At 47.6% G+C, this 20,848-nt stretch carries 14 protein-coding genes and 1 riboswitch; of the genes, 13 read left to right on the top strand and 1 reads right to left on the bottom strand.

Annotated elements, in window-relative coordinates:
- The first annotated feature begins 22 nt into the window (after nucleotides 1-22).
- From IT233_02755 to IT233_02700, 12 genes are all read left to right on the top strand, one after another.
- Nucleotides 23-496: a cytochrome C oxidase subunit IV family protein gene (locus IT233_02755; protein MCC7301539.1), complete on the top strand. Its 474-nt coding sequence runs from the start codon at nucleotides 23-25 to the stop codon at nucleotides 494-496.
- Nucleotides 465-1,202 (top strand): SCO family protein, encoded by a 738-nt coding sequence (locus IT233_02750; GenBank protein MCC7301538.1) that lies wholly within the window; start codon nucleotides 465-467, stop codon nucleotides 1,200-1,202. The genes IT233_02755 and IT233_02750 overlap by 32 nt, the downstream gene beginning before the upstream one ends.
- Complete coding sequence (locus IT233_02745) at nucleotides 1,199-1,732, top strand: DUF420 domain-containing protein (protein ID MCC7301537.1); 534 nt, start codon at nucleotides 1,199-1,201, stop codon at nucleotides 1,730-1,732. The genes IT233_02750 and IT233_02745 overlap by 4 nt, the downstream gene beginning before the upstream one ends.
- Before the next feature lie 18 nt (nucleotides 1,733-1,750).
- Nucleotides 1,751-2,002: a hypothetical protein gene (locus tag IT233_02740; protein MCC7301536.1), complete on the top strand. Its 252-nt coding sequence runs from the start codon at nucleotides 1,751-1,753 to the stop codon at nucleotides 2,000-2,002.
- 74 nt (nucleotides 2,003-2,076) lie between these two features.
- Nucleotides 2,077-2,188: riboswitch (SAM riboswitch) on the top strand.
- 62 nt (nucleotides 2,189-2,250) lie between these two features.
- Nucleotides 2,251-5,892: a methionine synthase gene (gene metH, locus IT233_02735; GenBank protein MCC7301535.1), complete on the top strand. Its 3,642-nt coding sequence runs from the start codon at nucleotides 2,251-2,253 to the stop codon at nucleotides 5,890-5,892.
- A 35-nt stretch (nucleotides 5,893-5,927) separates the two neighbouring features.
- A complete protein-coding gene (locus IT233_02730; protein MCC7301534.1) occupies nucleotides 5,928-6,788 on the top strand; it encodes a protein kinase in 861 nt (286 codons plus the stop codon).
- Between the two features lie 24 nt (nucleotides 6,789-6,812).
- The gene (locus tag IT233_02725) at nucleotides 6,813-8,039 is read left to right on the top strand and encodes an OmpA family protein (protein ID MCC7301533.1); all 1,227 of its coding nucleotides are present in this window, start codon (nucleotides 6,813-6,815) and stop codon (nucleotides 8,037-8,039) included.
- A 68-nt stretch (nucleotides 8,040-8,107) separates the two neighbouring features.
- Complete coding sequence (locus tag IT233_02720; GenBank protein MCC7301532.1) at nucleotides 8,108-9,559, top strand: TolC family protein; 1,452 nt, start codon at nucleotides 8,108-8,110, stop codon at nucleotides 9,557-9,559.
- A gap of 69 nt (nucleotides 9,560-9,628) precedes the next feature.
- Nucleotides 9,629-10,942 carry an efflux RND transporter periplasmic adaptor subunit gene (locus IT233_02715; protein ID MCC7301531.1) on the top strand — a complete coding sequence of 438 codons (1,314 nt, stop codon included), beginning with the start codon at nucleotides 9,629-9,631 and terminating at the stop codon, nucleotides 10,940-10,942.
- Between the two features lie 33 nt (nucleotides 10,943-10,975).
- Nucleotides 10,976-11,674: a tRNA (adenosine(37)-N6)-threonylcarbamoyltransferase complex dimerization subunit type 1 TsaB gene (gene tsaB, locus IT233_02710; GenBank protein ID MCC7301530.1), complete on the top strand. Its 699-nt coding sequence runs from the start codon at nucleotides 10,976-10,978 to the stop codon at nucleotides 11,672-11,674.
- The gene (locus IT233_02705) at nucleotides 11,661-12,728 is read left to right on the top strand and encodes a hypothetical protein (protein MCC7301529.1); all 1,068 of its coding nucleotides are present in this window, start codon (nucleotides 11,661-11,663) and stop codon (nucleotides 12,726-12,728) included. Before tsaB ends, IT233_02705 begins: the two co-directional genes overlap by 14 nt.
- 138 nt (nucleotides 12,729-12,866) lie before the next feature.
- Nucleotides 12,867-18,452 carry a hypothetical protein gene (locus IT233_02700; protein MCC7301528.1) on the top strand — a complete coding sequence of 1,862 codons (5,586 nt, stop codon included), beginning with the start codon at nucleotides 12,867-12,869 and terminating at the stop codon, nucleotides 18,450-18,452.
- Nucleotides 18,453-18,485: 33 nt separating this feature from the next.
- Here the strand turns inward: IT233_02700 and IT233_02695 are convergent, their stop codons facing one another.
- On the bottom strand, nucleotides 18,486-19,109 hold the full coding sequence (locus IT233_02695) for a NifU family protein (protein ID MCC7301527.1): 624 nt from the start codon (nucleotides 19,107-19,109) through the stop codon (nucleotides 18,486-18,488).
- A 110-nt stretch (nucleotides 19,110-19,219) separates the two neighbouring features.
- On the opposite strand from IT233_02695, the gene nadB reads away from it, so the two are divergent.
- A complete protein-coding gene (gene nadB, locus IT233_02690; protein MCC7301526.1) occupies nucleotides 19,220-20,806 on the top strand; it encodes an L-aspartate oxidase in 1,587 nt (528 codons plus the stop codon).
- The last annotated feature ends 42 nt before the right edge of the window (nucleotides 20,807-20,848 follow it).

Genomic DNA, 20,848 nt, shown 5'->3' with positions numbered 1-20,848 from the left:
ATTAACGCAAAGCGAAAGAAACATGGAATTCAACGATGGTTACCCGCAGTACGAAATGATGGCTCATCATTCGGAAGAAGAAGGGAAAGGAGTTCGTAAAAAACTATGGCGGGTATTCTGGATTATGCTGGCCATTACAGTGGTGGAACTCGTAATCGGAATCAGCCAGGACCGCCTTCATCTGACCGGCACGGTAATGCTGAAGTTCATCTACATTATTTTCACCGTGGTGAAAGCTGGATTTATTGTCTATTCTTTTATGCATTTGGGCGATGAAAACCACTTCCTCCGTAAGGTCATTCTCTGGCCGTATGTTATTTTTGCACTTTATCTTACCTACCTCTGCACTGTTACAGAAGGTAACTTTGTACGTGACCATAAGATGTATGAGGATAAGGTACTGATCGAACAGCGGATTAAACAGCGCCAGGAGGCGATTGACCGGGCCAATGGCAAGATCGCAGATGGACAACATAAATCAGGAGAAGGACATTAAGAGCAAGACGTCTCAGCGGATTCTCCTGCTTGTTATACTTCTTCTCCCTTCATTAGCTTATCTTTTCCTCTCCACCGGAGAGGAGCATTTTATTACGCTGCCTTACTACGGTCCGCGCGAGCCCGTGGAGATTCTAAAGAATGGTGAAATGGTGACTGATACCGTTTATCATCGTATTCCGGACTTCTCACTGATTAGGCACGACGGACGCCCATTCACCCGGGATCATCTGAAAGGGAAGATTTTTGTAGCGGACTATTTCTTTGCAACCTGCCAGTCTATTTGTCCTAAAATGACCTCCAACATGTTGCGGATTCAGCAACGCTTCAAGGATACTCCGGGTCTTCTTTTTATTTCACACACTGTGGATCCGGAGCATGATAGTTCGGAGGTATTGCTGCAATACGCTCAGATGGTACATGCGGATACTTCAAACTGGTTTTTTCTTACCGGAGAGAAAAAGGCGCTGTATGATCTGGCCCGGAACGGCTATCTGATTACTGCTGTGGAAGGCAACGGAGGGCCTGAAGATTTTATACACAGCGAAAAGCTGGTGCTGGTAGACAAGGAAGGATGTATTCGCGGTTTTTATGACGGCACTACGGTTTCTTCCTGCGATTCGCTGGTGGATGACATACGTGTACTGATGGCCGATTATGCGCGCAGGACACAGGCGCAAAAGGAGAAAATCGAGCAACGAAAATGAGCGACAAAGCCGCATTTCGTCTGGTGTTTATAACCACTGCGCTGGTGCTGATGCTGGTTGCTCTCCTGAGTGCCCATGTATTACCGAAGCCGGAAACTCTTCCCGGATTCGTTCAGTACCAACCGCTCTTTCATGCCTGCGTGAACGGCACCTGTTTTATATTGCTTCTGGTCTCATTTTATTTTATCCGCAGAAAACAGGTGGAAAACCACAAAAAAGTAAATCTGACAGTGTTTTTGCTTTCTGCAGTTTTTTTACTCTCGTATGTATTGTATCACTTCTTTAAAACAGACACAACGTTTCCGAAGGATGATCCTTTACGGCCGTATTATCTGTTTGTGCTTGCAAGTCATATTTTACTGGCCATGCTCGTGTTTCCAATGGTGCTCTTGTCGTTTTACTTTGGGTTAAAAGGCCAGGTACAAAAGCACCGCAAACTAGCCCGATGGACTTTTCCGATATGGCTTTATGTATGTCTTACCGGTGTGGTGGTTTATCTTATGATCTCCCCGCATTATAATTTTCAATAAACTCATTAAACTTGTTTTGTGAAAAAGTACATCCCAATCCTGCTAGTCTGCTCCCTTGTTCTCCTGCTTTGTTTAGACGTTGATGCCCAATGCGCGATGTGCAAAAAAGTGGCAGACGGAAAGGATCCCAACAGCTACACCTCTGTTGCGAAAAACCTCAATTCCGCTATCCTGTACCTTATGGCGGTTCCTTATTTCGCACTGATGTTTATTTTCAGGCATCAGATTGTGTCTGTGATAAGAAATATGCGCAAGAAAAATAACTTGTAGTTGGCTGTTATTCAATAGTTTAACTAACTTCCCGTTTGCTTTCGTATATTTGTGGCTGTAATTCGTTCTTTTCATACTTATCCAGAAAGGCAGAGGGAGTACGCCCGATGAAGCCTTGGCAACCGTCTGGTAATTCAGCAAGGTGCCAACTCGTATCCCGGAAGAAATTCCGGGAATAGATAAGTCAGAGTGTTCGATCATTGAAAATGAATATATGATCCCTTCTGACAAACAGGAGGGATTTTTTTATGACAGCTATACGCGACATACTTAATAAAAGGATCTTGGTGATCGATGGCGCCATGGGTACTATGATCCAGCGCCATAAATTGCAGGAAGCGGATTACCGCGGAAAGCGATTCGCCGGCTGGCACCAGGATCTTAAAGGGAACAATGACCTTTTGGTTCTAACCCGGCCGCAGATTATCCTGGATATTCATAAAGCGTATCTTGAATCGGGAGCGGATATTGTTGAGACCAATACGTTCAACGCGCAACGGATCTCATTGGCGGATTATAAAATGGAGGATCTCGCCTATGAGATCAATTTCGAAGCGGCGAAAATTGCAAAACAGGCCGCAGCGCAGTTTATCACCCCCGAGCGTCCCCGGTTTGTGGCCGGTGCCCTGGGACCTACGAATCGTACCGCCTCTCTTTCTCCGGATGTGAATGATCCAGGCTTCAGGGGTGTTAGCTTTGAAGAACTGGTAGAGGCCTATTCTGAACAGACACGCGGACTCATTGACGGAGGGGCGGACCTTCTCCTTATTGAAACCGTATTTGACACCCTTAATGCAAAGGCAGCCTTGTATGCAGTGGATCTTGTGATGATGGAGAGGAAGGTGAAACTTCCAGTTATGATTTCCGGTACCATCACCGATGCCAGCGGCAGAACTTTATCCGGACAAACAACGGAAGCCTTTCTGAATTCTATTTCCCATATGGACCTGCTCAGTGTGGGACTGAATTGTGCCCTGGGAGCTAAAGACATGCGCCCCTACCTGGAGGAACTTTCCATGAAGGCGCCTTTTTATATCAGTGTGTACCCCAATGCCGGACTCCCTAACCAGTTTGGTGAGTACGACGAAACACCGCATGCTATGGCCTGCGTGATCGATGAGTTCATTCAGGCAGGATTTGTGAATATTGTGGGAGGATGCTGCGGCACCACTCCGGAGCATATCCGGCATATAGCGGAACATGCTCGCAAAGCGAAACCCAGGGCAATACCGGAGGTGCCGGCCTATCTGCGCCTGAGCGGATTGGAACCGGTTACCCTCCGGCCTGACTCAAACTTTATGAACGTAGGCGAGCGTACGAATGTCACCGGATCCAGAAAATTTTTAAAACTCATTCAGGAAAATAAGTACGACGATGCACTGAGCGTAGCGAAGGAACAGGTGGAAGGAGGTGCTCAGGTCATTGATGTGAACATGGACGAAGGTATGCTGGATTCCGAAAGCGCCATGGTGAAGTTTTTAAACCTCGTGGGAGCTGAACCGGATATCGCCCGGGTGCCAGTCATGATCGACTCTTCTAAATTTTCGGTGATCGAGGCGGGATTAAAAGTGCTGCAAGGCAAAGGGATCGTGAATTCAATTTCACTGAAGAGCGGAGAAAATGAATTTATCCGGCAGGCGGAAACGATCAGGCGTTACGGAGCGGCCGTTATTGTTATGGCCTTTGATGAGCAAGGACAGGCAGATACATTGCAGCGAAGAATTGAAATTTGTTCACGCGCCTATGATATTCTGGTAAGCAAGGTGCATTTTCCTGCCCAGGATATCATTTTTGATCCGAATATCTTCCCGGTGGCCACAGGAATGGACGAGCACCGAAAAAATGCTATCGACTTTTTTGAAGCAACACGTTGGATCAAACAGAATTTACCACTCGCAAAAGTCAGCGGCGGCGTTTCCAATGTGTCATTCTCCTTCAGAGGAAACGACCATGTCCGCGAAGCCATCCATTCAGCGTTTCTCTTTCATGCTGTGAAAGCCGGAATGGATATGGGTATTGTGAATCCTTCCCAATTGCAGATCTACGACACGATCGATAAGGAATTATTAGTTGCCGTGGAAGATGTATTACTGGATCGCAGAGACGATGCCACAGAACGCCTGATCACTCATGCGGAAAAGCTCAGAGGCAAGGGCAAGAAGGAAGAGGTGAAGGACGAGGTCTGGAGAAAGGGATCAGTCGAGGAAAGACTTACCCACGCATTGGTAAAAGGCATCACGGATCATATTGATGCCGATATCGAGGAAGCCCGTGTAAAGTATGGGCAGCCGATCAAAGTGATCGAAGGTCCTCTCATGGACGGCATGAATGTGGTGGGGGATCTCTTCGGCAGCGGAAAAATGTTCCTGCCCCAGGTGGTGAAGAGTGCCCGCGTGATGAAAAAGGCCGTGGCGTATCTGCAGCCTTTTATTGAAGCTTCCAGAGAAAAGGGAAGGAGTACGGCCGGGAAGATCCTCATGGCGACGGTGAAAGGCGATGTACACGATATCGGGAAGAATATTGTTTCTGTTGTGCTGGGATGCAATAATTATGAAGTGATCGATCTTGGGGTGATGGTTCCCAGTGAAAAGATATTGGCGGAAGCGAAAAGGGAAGGCGTCCAGATCATCGGGCTCAGCGGATTGATCACTCCTTCATTGGATGAAATGGTACATGTTGCCAAAGAAATGAAACGGGTGGGATTGGATATTCCTCTCCTTATCGGGGGCGCAACCACCTCAAAAATTCATACCGCCGTGAAGATCGCACCGGAGTATGAACATCCCGTGGTGCATGTGAACGACGCTTCACGTTCCGTTCCGGTAGTGGGAAGCCTTATTTCCAAAGGGCAACGAAAAGAATTTCTCAGCAAGGTACAGGCGGAATACGAATTGTTGAGAGCGCAGAATAGTCGTTCGCGGAGCCATGAAAGTATTATTCCTCTGGAAAAAGCACGGGAGAATAAATCTTCCCTGAATTTTAACGGCATTCTGCCGCAGTCCCCGCTTCATCTGGGAGTACAGGTTTTCAGGGATCATGACCTTGCGGAGATCGCTGCCTACATCGACTGGACACCGTTCTTCCACGCCTGGGAGATGAAGGGGACCTACCCGGCGATCCTGCAGGATAAGAACCGGGGAGAGGAAGCAAGGAAGTTGTTTGGGGATGCCCAACACATGCTCCAACGGATGATCCGTGAAAAATGGGTGAAAGCACACGGGGTGGTGGGATTGTTTCCTGCGGTGTCAAAAGGGGATGATATTATGGTGAAGGATCAGACAGGTAAAGAGCTGACCGTATTCCATACGCTTCGGCAGCAAACCCAAAAGCCCGGAGAAGGTAAGAATTTGGCCCTTAGTGATTTTGTATCTCCTCAGAAGGATCATATAGGAGCGTTTGTGGTAAGCGCGGGGGAGGGAATGGAAGAATGGGTAAAGAAATTCGAGAAAGATCACGATGATTACTCGGCCATACTGCTCAAGGCGCTCACCGACCGTTTGGCGGAAGCTTTTGCAGAACTCGTTCATCTGAAAGTGCGCACTTCGCTGTGGGGGTATGCTGCATCCGAGAAATTAAGCAAGGATCAATTAATCAAAGAGGAGTACCAGGGTATTCGTCCCGCCCCGGGATACCCCTCCCAGCCGGACCATACGGAGAAGCCTGCTTTGTTCAGACTCCTTAACGCTGAAAAGAATACCGGGGTAAAACTCACAGAGAGTATGGCCATGTATCCCACCGCCTCCGTTTGCGGACTCCTCTTCGCCCACCCTGAAGCAAGGTATTTCACGTTGGGAAAAATCGGGAAGGACCAGGTGGCCGACTATGCCCGGCGTAAAGGTATTTCCTTAGAGCAAGCTGAGAAATGGCTGGGACCGGTGCTGGGATATTAAATGCTCAACTTTGCGCTTCGCTCATGATTACGTGAATGAAACAGTATGTAGAAAAGAAGCTGCTCAATTCAGGGGCCCGCTATTCCGAGACCTTTTTGGCAGAAGGAGATCATGGTAAAGTCATCCTTAAGCAACTTCACCCGCGCCATTCGAAGAATGCAGTGGAGATCCGGCGTTTCCTGAGAGAGGGAATGTTGAGACCTGTTCTGAAACATACGATAACCGCTGCAGAACTCATCACCGAAGACAACGAGGCATGGATCGTACGCCCCTATTTTGAAGGGAAAGATCTGAAAACACTCGCAGCCGGTTTAACAACTGATCAAAAGTGGAGGGTAGTGAAGGGCATTCATCTGGCCCTGCAGGAACTGCACAACGCAGAGATCCTGCACCTGGATCTGAAACCATCCAACGTTTTGATCAGCGAAGATTTTTCTGAAATTAAATTGATCGATCTCGGATTAGCATATCCCACAACAAAGAGAGTGAAGGAAGCAGAAGGTTACAACAAAAGTTTCTGGACACTTCCCGGGATGCTATACCCCTTCTCCTTTTATTATGCGCCTCCGGAGCAAATGCTTAACTGCAATGATCTTTTTTGCTCGGCATCTGATTTTTTCAGCCTTGGCATCATAGTCTATGAATTGTTTGCAGGAGAAAAACCGTATTCCGGTGCTCATCCGGCACTGCTGACCAATATGATGATCAATTATCCGGTAGATGTATTAAAGATAAAAGATCAGGGGGCAAGGGAGCTGGTCAAAGCATTAACCGCGAAGCATGTATTTTCAAAACCTCCGAATTTATTGACTAAGGCACAGCAGAAGTATGGATTGAGAAAGGGGATAGAAATGAGGCGGCTGGCAGCGGAGTCGGCTGTGCGTAGCTGGCTTTGATCTGAAATCTGATATCTTTACCCAATGATTCGCTTACTGTCATTTACACTTTTCTTCCCGCTCGTCGTTTTCCCTCAGGGAAACTGCGACTGTATGGACGCCCTGGAGATTAAAAATTCCCTGGTGCACAGCTTTACTTCGGATGGAGCGGGGAAAGTCAGGGAGATCTCGGAAACCGACAATAAGTCTATTTACTTTTTTGAAAAAGAGCACAACACCGGCTGGTATAAATTTCAGATCAGAGCGGATGGAGAACTCACGCTCAGTATTAATCCGGTGAATGGTCAGGATGATATTGATTTTATTCTTTTTCGGTATGATTTCGACGGATTTTGTGACCGCATCAGGAATAAAAAGTTTCTCCCTGTAAGTTCTAACCTGGCACGAAGCGGCATGGGGAGCCCTCCCGAAACAGGATTGAAGCCGGGTGCAGGTCAGGATTTCGCTCATTCCGGACCGGGTAACCCTTTTAGTAATTCCATTCAGGTAAAAAAGGATGAAGTATTCTACCTTGTGGTGGATAATGTGAGCGGAGCAGGAGAATATACCCTGCAAATTGATCTGGGAGAAAAGAGAATGAAAAAACCGGAAGTGACGGATGAAAAGTATGTGGAACTGAAAACCCCTTTCCGGGTAAAAGTAATTGATGATGCATCCGGAATGCCGTTGGCCTGTAATTTTGATATGGCCGGATATCAGATCGGGGAACCGTTCAGAGTGAATGAAAAGTCGGAATATACATTCGATCTTTCCTCGTCTCAGAATATCACCCTTAACTGCAACGCCAAAGGATATATTTTCTTTACTAAAGCCATGATGGCCCCGCCGATACCCTTCGATGCAAAGAAGATTCCGGATACGGTGAATTTTGAGGTTCGTTTAAAAAAGGTGAAAATCGGCGAACCTGTAAAACTGGAGAACATCAAGTTTGTGGGAGATGAAGTGGCCTTTCTGCCTGTTTCGCGCCCAACCTTGTTAAGCTTGTACCGATTCATGCTGGATAATCCTACTGCCAGAATACTGGTCAACGGACATGTTAATGCTCCGGATATGCGAAATATTCCCAAACTGAAAAAACTATCAAAAGACAGGGCTAACGCAGTGTACGATTACCTTGTAGAGAAAGGCATTGAACCTTCCCGTATCGAATACAAGGGATCGGGTAATTCAAAAATGGTATACAAAAAGCCACTGAACGCAAAACAGGAGGAGGAGAACAGAAGAGTTGAGATCAGCGTTATATCTCTGTAAATCACATAGTTGCCGCTCATCCCATTTTCTAATTTGTAGTCTGCTTTACGGTAATTTAGAGTCTGTAAATGCCCTACCAACTGCTTCTGCGAACACTCCTGCTGCCCCTTCTGCTACTGCTCGCAGTAAGTATTCCTGCACAGAATACCCCGGATCTTACCGCCCCATGGTCGCTGAAGCAATGCATTGATTACGCACTGCAGCACAACCTTACCATTAAGCAAAGTGAGCTGAATTTAAAAGTGGCGGACATTAATTACCTGCAAAGTAAAATGAATGTGCTTCCCACGCTGAACGGCAATATTTCACATATCAATAATTACGGACGCACCATTGACCCGTTTACTAACCAGTTTGCAACAGACGCGGTGTTATCTCAGAATTTCTCGCTGAGTTCCAGTTTGCTGCTGTTTAACGGTCTGCAGAATTATAACACAATCGGTGAGCAGAAGTACAACCTGCTGGCGTCGAAGGAAGATCACCGGAAAATGCTGAACGACATTTCCCTTAGCATCGCTACGGCCTACCTCCAGATTCTTCTGGCAGAAGAGCTGTTGAGCATTGCAGATGCACAAGCCGGAATAACCAAACTGCAGGTGGACCGAACTAAAAAGCTGGTAGAGGCGGGGAGTCTTGCTAAAAGTTTTCTGTTTGAGATCGAGGCCCAGTATGCCACCGAGGAACTCAACAGGGTGAATATGGAGAACCAGTTGACGATGGCCTATCTGAATCTGGTACAGATGCTGGATCTGCAGGATGCGAAAAATTTTAAAATAGTACGCCCCAACCTTGAAATTCCCAATTTCTCCGTACTGTCCATGCCTCCGGAACAGATCTTCCAAATGGCACTTTCGGGAATGCCGGAAATCAGAAGCTCTGAATACAAAGTGAAGAGTTCAGAAAAGGCTCTCCGGGTAGCGAGGGGGGGAATGAGCCCCCGGCTGGTACTGAGTGGTTCATACGGAACAGGATATTCGGGAGCAAGTAAGGATATGAGTATCACTCCTACCGGCAGTTGGGATACCACTTTTTATTTTACATCCGGCGGAGATTTCGTGCTTACCCCGGAGTATAATACCACTTATACAACCACTCCATTCGGCGATCAGATTGATCAGAATCTGAACCGCTCCGTAGGACTGCATCTTTCCCTTCCCCTGTTCAATGGCTATTCGGTGAGATCCAACATTCAGCGCTCAAGGATCAATTATCTTCATTCACAGTTACAGCTGGATCTGACAAAGAATGCACTGAGAAAAAATATTCAGCAGGCCTACGCAGATGCACTAGCGGCACTCAAGAAGTATCAGGCCACCGAACAGTCTGTTAAAGCACTGGAGGAATCTTTCCGGTTTACAGAGGAGAAATTCAATGTAAACATGGTGAATGCTTTTGATTACGCAGATGCAAAGAACCGCCTGGCCCGCGTTCGTTCGGAATTGTCTCAGGCCAAATTTGATTTCTTTTTTAAAATTAAGGTGCTGGAGTATTATCAGGGAAAACCATTACAGTTTGAATAAAAAAACAGAAAAGTGAAACGTCCTCTTATCATCATCCTTTCCGGTATTTTACTCATTGTTATTCTGATCATGATCAAGACCTGCGGCGGCAGCGACGGGCTGGAGGTGGAAACAGCGAAGGTGGAGAAGCGCAGCGTGGTGGAGAGTGTTTCGGCCAACGGAAAGATACAGCCGGAGGTAGAAGTGAAGATCAGCTCTGACGTGCCGGGCGAGATCACCGAGCTGAACGTTAAAGAGGGAGATATGGTTAAAAAGGGAGATTTGCTTCTGAAGATCAAACCGGATATTTTTCAAAGTAATCTGGACCGGATGATTGCGGCGGTGAATACTTCGAAAGCCAATCTCGCTAATAGCCTGGCACGGTATGAGCAGATGAAAGTAAAATTCAAGAACGATTCGATATCCTATTCCCGTAGCGCGAAGCTGTATAATTCCGGAACTATTTCGCAATCGGAATTTGAAACGGCAAAAACCCTTTATGAGACTTCAAAGGGGGAAGTGGTGGCCGCATGGCAAAGTGTGAAAGCATCGGAATTCACAGTCATGAGCTCGGAGGCTTCTTTGAAGGAAGCAAATGAAAACCTGACAAAAACAACCATTGTAGCCCCGGTAGATGGACGCATCATCCGGCTGAATGTGGAGAAAGGGGAAAAGATCGTGGGTACTTCCCAAATGGCTGGAACCGAGCTGATGGTTCTCGCCAGTTCCAATGAAATGGAAGTGAGCGTGGAAGTGAATGAAAGTGATATCGTAAAAGTGCACCTGAAAGACACCGCGCTGGTAGAAGTGGATGCTTATCTGAACAGGAAGTTCAAAGGAATTGTCACGGAAATTGCCCACTCGGCGAATACCATCGGAATCTCGGCCGACCAGGTTACCAACTTTGTGGTGAAGATCCGTATCCTTCAGGATTCGTATAAAGATCTCGACAACCCCTTCCGGAGAGGAATGTCCGCAACGGTTGATATTTTGACAAAGTACGCAAACAATGTCATCTCTGTTCCCATCCAGTCAGTAACGGTACGCAGCGATTCTGCATTTATGGATAAAAAGGACGGGGAAGGTGAACAAAGTATGGAAGAGGTGGGCGATCTTGAAGTGACACATAATGACACTAAACAGGATAAGAAGGAAATTAAATCAAAGGGAGAGGAATGCGTGTTCCTGCTCGTAGACGGAAAGGCAAAACTGGTAAAAGTAAAAACAGGAATACAGGATGAGGATTTTATGGAAATTCTGGAAGGACTGAAAGAAGGGGATGTCGTGATTGCTGGTCCTTATACCGTTGTAGCCCGCCATTTAAAGGATGGTGATGAGGTGACTGTGAAGGAAAAGGAGGAGGAAAAAGGCGGAGTAAGCATCTCCTTTGGCACGAAGGAGTGATTACCGGAAAATGCCGTAACTTGGGGTTGTTCCGTGCCCCTCATTCTTAATATAGAATCAGCAACCACCGTGTGTTCCGTTGCATTATCCTGCAACGGGGAAATACTTTCTCTCAGAGAACGGAATGAGGGTTATTCTCACGCGGAACACCTGACATTTTTTTGTGAAGAGGTACTCAAAGAAGCAGGACGAAAGTTTTCAGGGCTGGATGCCATTGCCGTAAGCAAGGGCCCCGGCTCCTATACCGGCCTTCGAATCGGCGTGTCGGCCGCTAAAGGATTTGCCTTCGCGCTCGGGATACCGCTGATCAGCGTCTCTACGCTTCATGCTATGGCCAGCCGGTTGGTCAGTGAATTCCGGGAAATCGGCACAAACGATAGCATTATTCCAATGATAGATGCCCGCCGGAAGGAGGTGTATTGTGCTGTGTACGACCGGCAATTGACGGAAAGGGAACCTGTACAGGCGCTCATTCTCCAACCGGAATCGTTTCAGAAGTGGAGAGCAAAGGGAACTATCCATTTGTTGGGAGACGGAGCTGGAAAGGCAATGGACCTGCTGGCCCCCGGAGAGGTGCATTATCATCCGCGGGTGCTTCCTTCCGCTGCCGCCCTAGTCCCTTTTGCGGAGGAGAGATACCTCCGGAAGAAATTCGAGGATGTTGCGTATTTTGAACCGTATTATTTAAAGGATTTTATTGCAGGACAAAAAAAAGTACATGACAAAATTTGAAATGACCACTAAGGCCAATACCATCCAGCTGGTAATGGGAGTGGTTTTCTGTGTGGTTTGGTTCAGTATTCTCGGTTTCATTTCCATGACCATCCTGTCAATGGGGACACCTCCCGTTGTGTTCGCTTTTCTGGGCTTGTTCGCACTGTTCGGTCTTATTCCGGTTTGGGTAGTGATTAAAAACGGTGTTAGCACACACCTGCTGGTAAACGAAACACATGTGATATCCACCCGCACTCCCCTCATCGGTTCTGCAAAACGCCGGGAAATCCCTCTCAGCGATTATTCGGGAATCACTACCGGCACACGGGTGGTGCGCAGAAACAAACACAATTATACCCTTCACACGGTGCTGCTGGTTCACAGAGAAAAAACAAACAATCATGAACTGGGAGCCTACCGGGATGTGATGGCACAGCATCTGCGCGCAGAGGAATGCTGCAAACAGATCGGATTGCCGTTGCTGCGAACCGGGAATGACGGGAATTATGTAAAAACGGAGGCAGAAGACCTGGATAAGAAATTCAGTGAGCGTACCCGAAAGGAGGACATCAGTACACCGCTTTCCGCTTTCCCCAAAAGTAACCGTTACGTTCTAACTCCACTCGAAGGCGGATTCATGATCACACGGAAATATCCCCTGGCGGCCTTCTGGGTAGTAGTACTGTACGGAGTGGCCATCGGCTTTTTCCTGAGCCCCCTGTGGCAGCCCGGAATTGTACTCCTTATTGTAGGAACGCTGGCGTTAGGAGCGGCAATTAAGGGAGGCCAGTATCTGCTTCTTCAGAACGACCGGGTGATTACTTTTCAAACCTTCTTTGGTCAGCAGTTGAAACGACTGGACCTTCATGTGGATGATATCGAAGAGATTATTGAAGCGCACGATGGTACCCAGGGAAATGTACAGTCCCTCAATATTTGCGTGCAGGTCCGGTCGGATAAAGGGTTTATCTCCTTTGCTCACGGCGCAAAGAAGGAGATGCGGGAATGGGTCAGGAAATCCGTTTCACAATATGTTTTCGCAAGGCAAAAAAGGGAGGAAGCTGGGAAGTAAACGACCAGCCGGAAGTAAATGCACATGCAACATACTCCCCGGAAACCAACGTTTAATAACCCTGTGCCCGCACCCCCTCAATAGGCCTCTTTCTTTTACATGAACAGATTTAATCTTGTATTGCATAAAACCATAACCATGAGCACGTTCAGCATCCGCATCCTCGTCATCATCACTGCAGTGATGATAACCCTTTCTTCCTGTATGGGTCCCGAAAACCAGTCGGTTTCAACAGACCCTGCTTTCGGTAACTATATTTCCGCATACACCTCAGGTGTGGTTGCCCGGAAAGATCAGATCGTTGTTATTCTGGCAAAGGAGTACAATGGAAAATTTATGGACAACAAGGAGCTGGCCTCCCTGTTCGAGTTTGAGCCATCTCTGGAAGGAACTGCGGTGTGGGAGAACAAGCGAACAATTCGCTTCATCCCATCAAAGCCTCTTCCGGTGAGCACACACTATATAACTGGTTTTCAGCTCCATAAGGTAGCTGACGTTCCCAATAAATATAAAGAGTTCCGTTTCCAGTTCACCGTTAAGAATCAGCAGTTGCAGGTGAATATTGAAGGACCTGAAACGTATGATGCATATAATTATGAATGGCAGCACCTCAACGGAAACGTAACGGTAAGCGACTGGGCAGATACGGCGGAGATTCATCAGACACTGAAGGCCAGTCAGGAGGGACGCCCGCTTCGCGTTAGCTGGGGTTATGCTTCAGGTAACCGGCATTATTTTGAGATTGACAGCGTGAAACGTGGCGCCGCAGAATCCAAAGTAGTGGTGGAATATGACGGAAAACCAGTGGGCGATCCCAACTCCGGAAAACTTGAGTCGCGGGTACCCGGCATGGGCGATTTTAGCATCAGTAACGACAATCTGAAGCAAAATCCGGACCAGGTCATCGAACTCCATTTCTCGGATCCCCTGCTTGCCGGTCAGAACCTCGATGGGATCGTGCGCCTTCAGGGAGTGGATCAACTGAGTTTCCAGATCGAAGGGCATGCTCTCTATGTTTTCCTTACGGAGAGAATCACAGGCAATCGTGTCCTGACTATTTCCACAGGACTTAAGAATGCCAAAGGCTATAAGATGAATGAACCCCAGGAAAGGGAATATTCCTTTGAACCGCCGAAGCCTATGATTCGTCTGGTGGGCAAGGGAAATATCCTTCCGCATTCCGGAAATCTCCTATTCCCCTTTGAAGTGATCGGAATGAAAGCTGTGGATGTGCGTATTTCTCGTATTCATGAGAAGAATGTAGCGCAGTTCCTGCAAGTGAACAGCATTGACGGCGATGAAGAATTGCGAAGGGTGGCTTCCAAACTTGTAGAGACAAAGGTGGATCTGGAAAAAGGAAAAAAACTGAACCTGAATGCCTGGAACCGTTTCACTATTGATATTGCGAAGTATATCCGCCCTGAGCCCGGTGCCATTTACCGGGTGGAATTGAAAATGAGAAAGGAGTACGCTGCCTGTGATTGTTCCGGTGAGGAGGAAAATACCGGGGAAAATAACGGATGGTTCGGTGGCAGGGAGGATGATGAATGGTTTGATACACGGAATAAGGACTTTTATAATTACTATGACAATGAGTTTTATTCCTATGAGTCGGATTACTATGATCAGTACAGTCCTTGTTCGCGCGATTACTACCACGGCCGTGCCCGCGGCAGGAATATACTTGCTTCTGACCTGGGAATAATCGCAAAGATCGGAAACGACAGGGTGGCGAATGTTTTTGTCAGCAGTCTGGTAGATACCAGACCCATGGCCGGAACAACCATCGAATTTCTGAATTATCAGCAGGAGGTTATCACAAGCGGTGTAACGGACGCAACGGGAATGCTGAGCATAAACCTTCCCAAGAAACCTTTTTTGCTGGTGGCAAAGAGCGGGGACCAGCGGGGCTATATGAAGATGGAGGATTCGTATTCTAATTCGCTCAGCAAATTTGATGTGAGCGGGGAAGATGTGCAGCAAGGTATCAAAGGATATATTTACGGAGAACGCGGAGTTTGGCGCCCCGGTGATTCCATTTACATCGCTTTTTTACTGGAAGACAAGCAGAAAACATTACCCACCAACCACCCTGTAACATTTGAGCTGGTGAGTCCGCGCGGGGAAACCGCTCATAAAATTACCCGAACCAGCAGCCTCAACGGAATGTATGCTTTCCGGACGGCAACGGACCCCAATGCCATTACCGGCAACTGGCTGGCCCGTGTAACGGTTGGAAAGAAGACCTATACGCGCAGCCTAAAAGTGGAAACGATCAAACCGAACAGGCTGAAGATTTATCTCGACTTCGGGAAAGAGAGAATTTCCTCAACCGATAAAACGCAGCAGGGTCAGCTAACCGTGAAATGGCTGCATGGGGCGCTGGCGAAGAATATGAAGGCACAGGTAGACGTGAACGTAACAGGTGGAAGCACTACTTTCCCCAAATACATAGGATACGTATTCGATTCTCCTGTTCGGTTTTACAACAGCAATACTGAAACGGTTTTTAACGGAACTGTGGATGATAAGGGCAATGCATCCTTCCCGCTGTCACTAAAGATTGCGGAGAATGCTCCGGGGAAACTCAAGGCGTTTTTTACCACCAAAGTGTTTGAAGAGGGTGGTGAGTTTTCCGTTGACCGTCATAGCGTAGAGGTTTCACCTTTCAGCTCCTATGTTGGGATGCGTTTTCCGGAAAGCCGGCTTTTCGGCGGAATGCTGGAAACAGGAGAAACCCATACAATTGAAGTGGCAACCGTGGATGAGAACGGAAATCCTGTTAACCGGAAGGGCGTAAATATACGCGTGTACAATATCGGATGGAGATGGTGGTGGGATCATCAGGATGAAGATCTGGGCGGGTACCTTTCACGTACCAGCACGGTGGCAGTAAAGGATACTGCACTCGTTACTGCCAACGGCAAAGGTATCTTCAAACTGAAGCTGGGACACAGTCATTGGGGGCGTTACCTCGTGGTAGCCACAGATCCGGTCAGCGGCCATTCCTGCGGTAAAGTAGTGTATGTGGATGCCCCCTGGTGGAGCAAATCAAATAAAAACAACAACGAGAATGCCTCCATGCTGAATTTTTCTACCGATAAGGATAAATACTTTACCGGTGAAACTATTAAAGTTACCATTCCTTCAGCATCGGGAAACCGCTTGTTGGTTTGCCTGGAGACGGGTAGCAAGGTCATCAGCCGGAGCTGGGTTGAAACAACGGAGGGTGAAACCCGGATTGAGATACCGGCTACCAAAGAGATGTTGCCGAATATTTTTGTGCATGTTACGCTGATGCAGCCGCACGCACGTACTAAAACAGATCTTCCCATCCGATTATATGGTGTACTGCCCGTGATGGTGGAAGATCCTTCCACACACCTGGATCCTGTATTGACCACTAAGGATGTGTGGAAGCCCGAAGAAAAGGCAACGGTGATGGTGAAAGAGAAAAACGGGAAACCCATGACCTACACCCTGGCGGTTGTAGACGACGGATTACTAGACCTGACAAAGTATAAGACACCGGCACCGTGGAACACATTTTATGCACGGGAGGCACTGGGAGTGAAAACGTGGGATCTCTTCGACCAGGTGATGGCCTCTCAGTATGGAAAAGTTGACAAGATGCTCAGCATCGGTGGTGATGGAATGGAAGAAGAAGGAAACAATGCAAAGGCCAACCGTTTCAAACCAATGGTCAGATTTATCGGACCCTTCTATGTTGCTCCTGGAGAAACAAAGTCACATACCCTGGATATTCCTAACTACGTGGGATCAGTTAGGGTGATGGTTGTGGCCGGGCACAACGGGGCCTACGGTTCTGCAGATAAAACCGTAGCCGTGCGTACACCGCTCATGGTTTTAGCTACGCTGCCCCGTGTGCTTGGTCCTCAGGAAACCGTTGAGCTTCCTGTGAATGTGTTTGCCATGGAGAAGCAGGTGAAGAATGTAAAGGTGAGGGTAGAGGTGAATTCACTCTTCACCCTGGAAGGTTCTTCTACTCAGGAACTCACCTTCAAGGATATCGGAGATGAAGTGATCAACTTTAAAATGAAAGTTGCGCCCAAAACCGGATTGGGATCCGTACGTGTGATAGCGGAATCCGGCAGTGAGAAATCTGTTTCGGAGATCGAAATTGATGTGAGAACGCCGAACCCGGAGGTAACAGATATCGATGAAATCGTACTGGAACCCGGTAAAAGCTGGTCGCTGGATTATAGTTTCACCGGAATGGGTGGCACCAATAAAGGTGTTCTCGAAATCAGTTCCGTACCTCCCATGGATCTGGAGAAACGTCTGCAGTACCTGATGATGTATCCTCATGGATGTATTGAACAAACTACTTCTTCTGTATTTCCGCAGCTGCTCGTGGGAAATCTGCTGGAACTCACCACCAAAGAAAAGGATCAGATAACAAAAAATGTAAAGGCAGGAATCAAGAGAATACAGCTCTTTCAGACCGGAGCGGGTGGATTCTCTTACTGGCCGGGCGAAAGCTATACCAGCGAGTGGGGCAGTAATTATGCCGGCCATTTTTTAATGGAAGCAGAAAAGCTGGGTTACAGCGTTCCAGCAAGTATGAAAAACCGTTGGGTAAAATACCAGACCCGTGCGGCCAAAGACTGGACCGGAACCAATAATAAATACTCGCATCCGCACGGATCGGAAAGTTACCAGCTGATTCAGGCTTACCGCCTTTACACTCTTGCTTTGGCCAAACAGCCTGAGATGGGATCGATGAACCGGATGCGTGAAATGCCAAACCTTAGCACCGAGTCAAGATGGCGCCTGGCCGCGGCCTATCAGCTGGTCGGACAGGATGAAGTAGCACGGAATATGGTTAAAGGACTGAACTGGTTAGTGAAACCCTATAAGGAACTCTCGTATTCTTATGGTTCTGATTATCGTGACCGGGCGATGATCCTGGAAACATTGAGCTTGCTTCAGGAAATGAACGGCGCTAAAACGCTGGCAGATGAAGTAGCTAAATCACTCAGCTCCGATCAGTGGATGAGCACCCAGGAAACAGCGTATGGCCTGATTGCTATGATTAAATATGTGAGCGGGAACGGAACAACTCCCGTGATCAGCGCGGGGTATTCACTCAACGGTGCAGGTGAGCAATCCTTCACCTCTTCTACGCCGGTAAAGCATGTTCGCATGGAAGGAAAGGATCTGATCAAAAATGGCAAGTTGCAACTTAGAAATACCGGAACTTCCGTTCTGTATGTAAAAATGATCCGACGCGGTATTCCGCTGATCGGTGATCCTTCAGCTTTCAGTAATCATGTGAAGATTTCGGTACGATACACTGACATAAAGGGCAACCCTATTGATGTGAAGAAGCTGAGCCAGGGAACAGATTTTATCGCCGAGGTGAAAGTAGATCACGCCGGAACAAAGGGAAATCTGAATGAAATGGCCTTGAACCAAATCTTTCCGAGCGGATGGGAGATACATAATGCTCGGATGGATGAATTCAGTACCGGAAACTCCGGATATACATATCAGGATGTGCGAGACGACAGGGTATACACTTATTATAATCTGCAAAAGAATGGCACAAAGACATTCAAAATAAGACTGAATGCAACGTATCTTGGTAAGTTTTATCTGCCAACGGTAGAAACAGAAGCAATGTATGATAATACCATTGCTGCACGAGTTCCCGGAATGTGGGTAGAAGTTGTAAGAGGGAGCGGACTTGTGGGAAGGTAGGATTTCCATAGCCCCCTTCCTTTGGGTCGGGGGTTATGGCCGGGGGAGTTCCGCTACCACTTCCTCCACGCCCGGTACCATGCGTTTGAGCAATGCTTCAATACCGGATTTTAGAGTAACAGAAGAAGAAGGACAGCCGCTGCAGGCACCGCGCAACTGTACGGTTACACGGCCATTGATGAATGAAATAAAGGTGATCAGGCCGCCGTCTGATTCCACGGCAGGACGAACATACTGATCAAGTACCTCCACGATTTTTTGCTCGGTTTCGTTGCCGGGAGGATTATGCTGAGTGGGAACCTGCAGGGTTTCGCTGAAAGAAGAATCGGAGAAGACTTCTTTCATTGGCAATTGGGCAACGGGATCAATATCCATGGCCATGAATTGCCGGAGGAATTCACGCAATTCATTCATTACATCGTCCCAGGAAGCCGTCGGGTTCCGCGTTACTGATACGAAGTTGGAGGAGATGAAAACCCCCTGTACATAAGGAAACTGAAACAATGCCGCTGCCAGTGCAGATCCGGAGGTTTCAGACATCTTTGTGTACTCAGCACTCGCGCCGGCTTGAATAAGATTTTTGTCGCACACGAATTTCATCACCAGAGGATTGGGTGTCATTTCTGCGTAGAACAGAACAGGTGCTTGTTTCTCCATGGGGCAAATTTCGGAAATTCTTCTTAATCCCGTTTATATTTCTGCAGCGCAGCCATTTCCTGAATCATCCTTTTTAAAGCGCATGTTCAAGGTATTATTAACTTTATACAATGAAACGGTATACTGATTTCCTTGTAATTGGTTCCGGTATTGCGGGGCTTTCCTATGCCCTAAAGGTAGCGGCGAAAGGAAAAGTGCTGATCATTACCAAATCGGATGAGGCGGAGTCCAATACCAAATATGCACAGGGCGGAATTGCCGCAGTAATGCATGCACCGGATACTTTCGAGAAGCATATACGCGACACCCTGATCGCGGGCGACGGAATGTGTGATCAGGAAGTGGTCCGGATGGTGGTGGAGGAATCAACCGACCGCATTCTGGAACTTGTAAAATATGGAGCGGAATTCGATAAAGACGCCAGGGGAGCGTTTGATCTTGGCAGGGAGGGAGGGCATTCCGAAAACAGGATCCTTCACTTTAAAGACAAAACCGGATTCGAAATAGAACGGGCTCTTCTGGCGAAAGTGCATGCGCATCCCAATATCGAAATCTTTGATCATTACTTTGCGCTTGACCTTATCACTCAACATCATCTGGGCGTGTATGTCAATAGCAGAACTCCGGATATCGAGTGCTTTGGGGTGTATGCACTCAACACCCGTAATCAGCAGGTGGACCAGATTTTGTCTAAAGTGACGCTTATGGCAACAGGTGGTGCAGGACATGTATATGCCAGCACCACCAATCCCCTGATCGCTACGGGTGATGGGGTGGCTATGGTCTATCGTGCTAAAGGCAGAGTGGAGGATATGGAATTCTTTCAGTTCCACCCCACGTCCTTGTTTAATCCCAATGAAAAACCGGCCTTTCTTATCACCGAAGCCATGCGCGGTTTTGGTGGAGTGCTTAAAACAGCCGATGGCAAGGAATTTATGGGCAAATACGACGCACGTGGATCGCTTGCACCTCGAGACATTGTGGCCCGCAGTATTGATAACGAACTGAAAATTCGCGGAGAAGATTTTGTCTGGCTCGATTGTACGCAGCTTGACCGCGACGGAATGAAGAAACACTTTCCCAATATCATGAATAAATGCAGCTCGCTGGGAATTGATATCACAAAACAACCTATTCCCGTGGTGCCCGCCGCCCATTATATGTGCGGAGGAATCAGTGTGGACAAACAGGCGCGAACCAGTATCAAAAACCTTCTCGCCGTGGGCGAATGTTCACGTACCGGATTACACGGAGCGAACCGCCTGGCATCCAATTCCCTGCTGGAAGCAGTTGTTTATGCTCATCATGCAGCTCAATATGCCCTTTCGCATGCAGGTTCGGTGCAATACAGAAACGATATTCCTGACTGGAACGCAGAACGTACCATCAATGCCGAGGAAATGGTACTCATCACCCAAAGCCTGCAGGAAGTGCAGGCTATCATGACTAATTACGTAGGCATCGTCAGGTCTAATCTTCGTCTCAAACGGGCCTTCGACCGCTTGCTGATCCTTCACCGTGAAACGGAAACGCTTTATGAACGCACTACTATCTTCCCCGGTCTGTGTGAACTGCGAAACCTGATCAAGGTGGGGTATATTATTATCAAGCATGCAATGGCCAGAAAGGAAAGCCGGGGACTGCATTATACGATTGATTATCCGCCCCATCATCGTGGAGCAAAGGTAAGTGCTTGAAATACAACATGATGTAAAGCTTTGCGAGCTTTGTTAATCTAC

The organism is Bacteroidia bacterium, from assembly GCA_020852255.1.
Lineage (GTDB): Bacteria > Bacteroidota > Bacteroidia > JADZBD01 > JADZBD01 > JADZBD01.
This window is presented reverse-complemented; position numbering and strand designations above follow the sequence as displayed.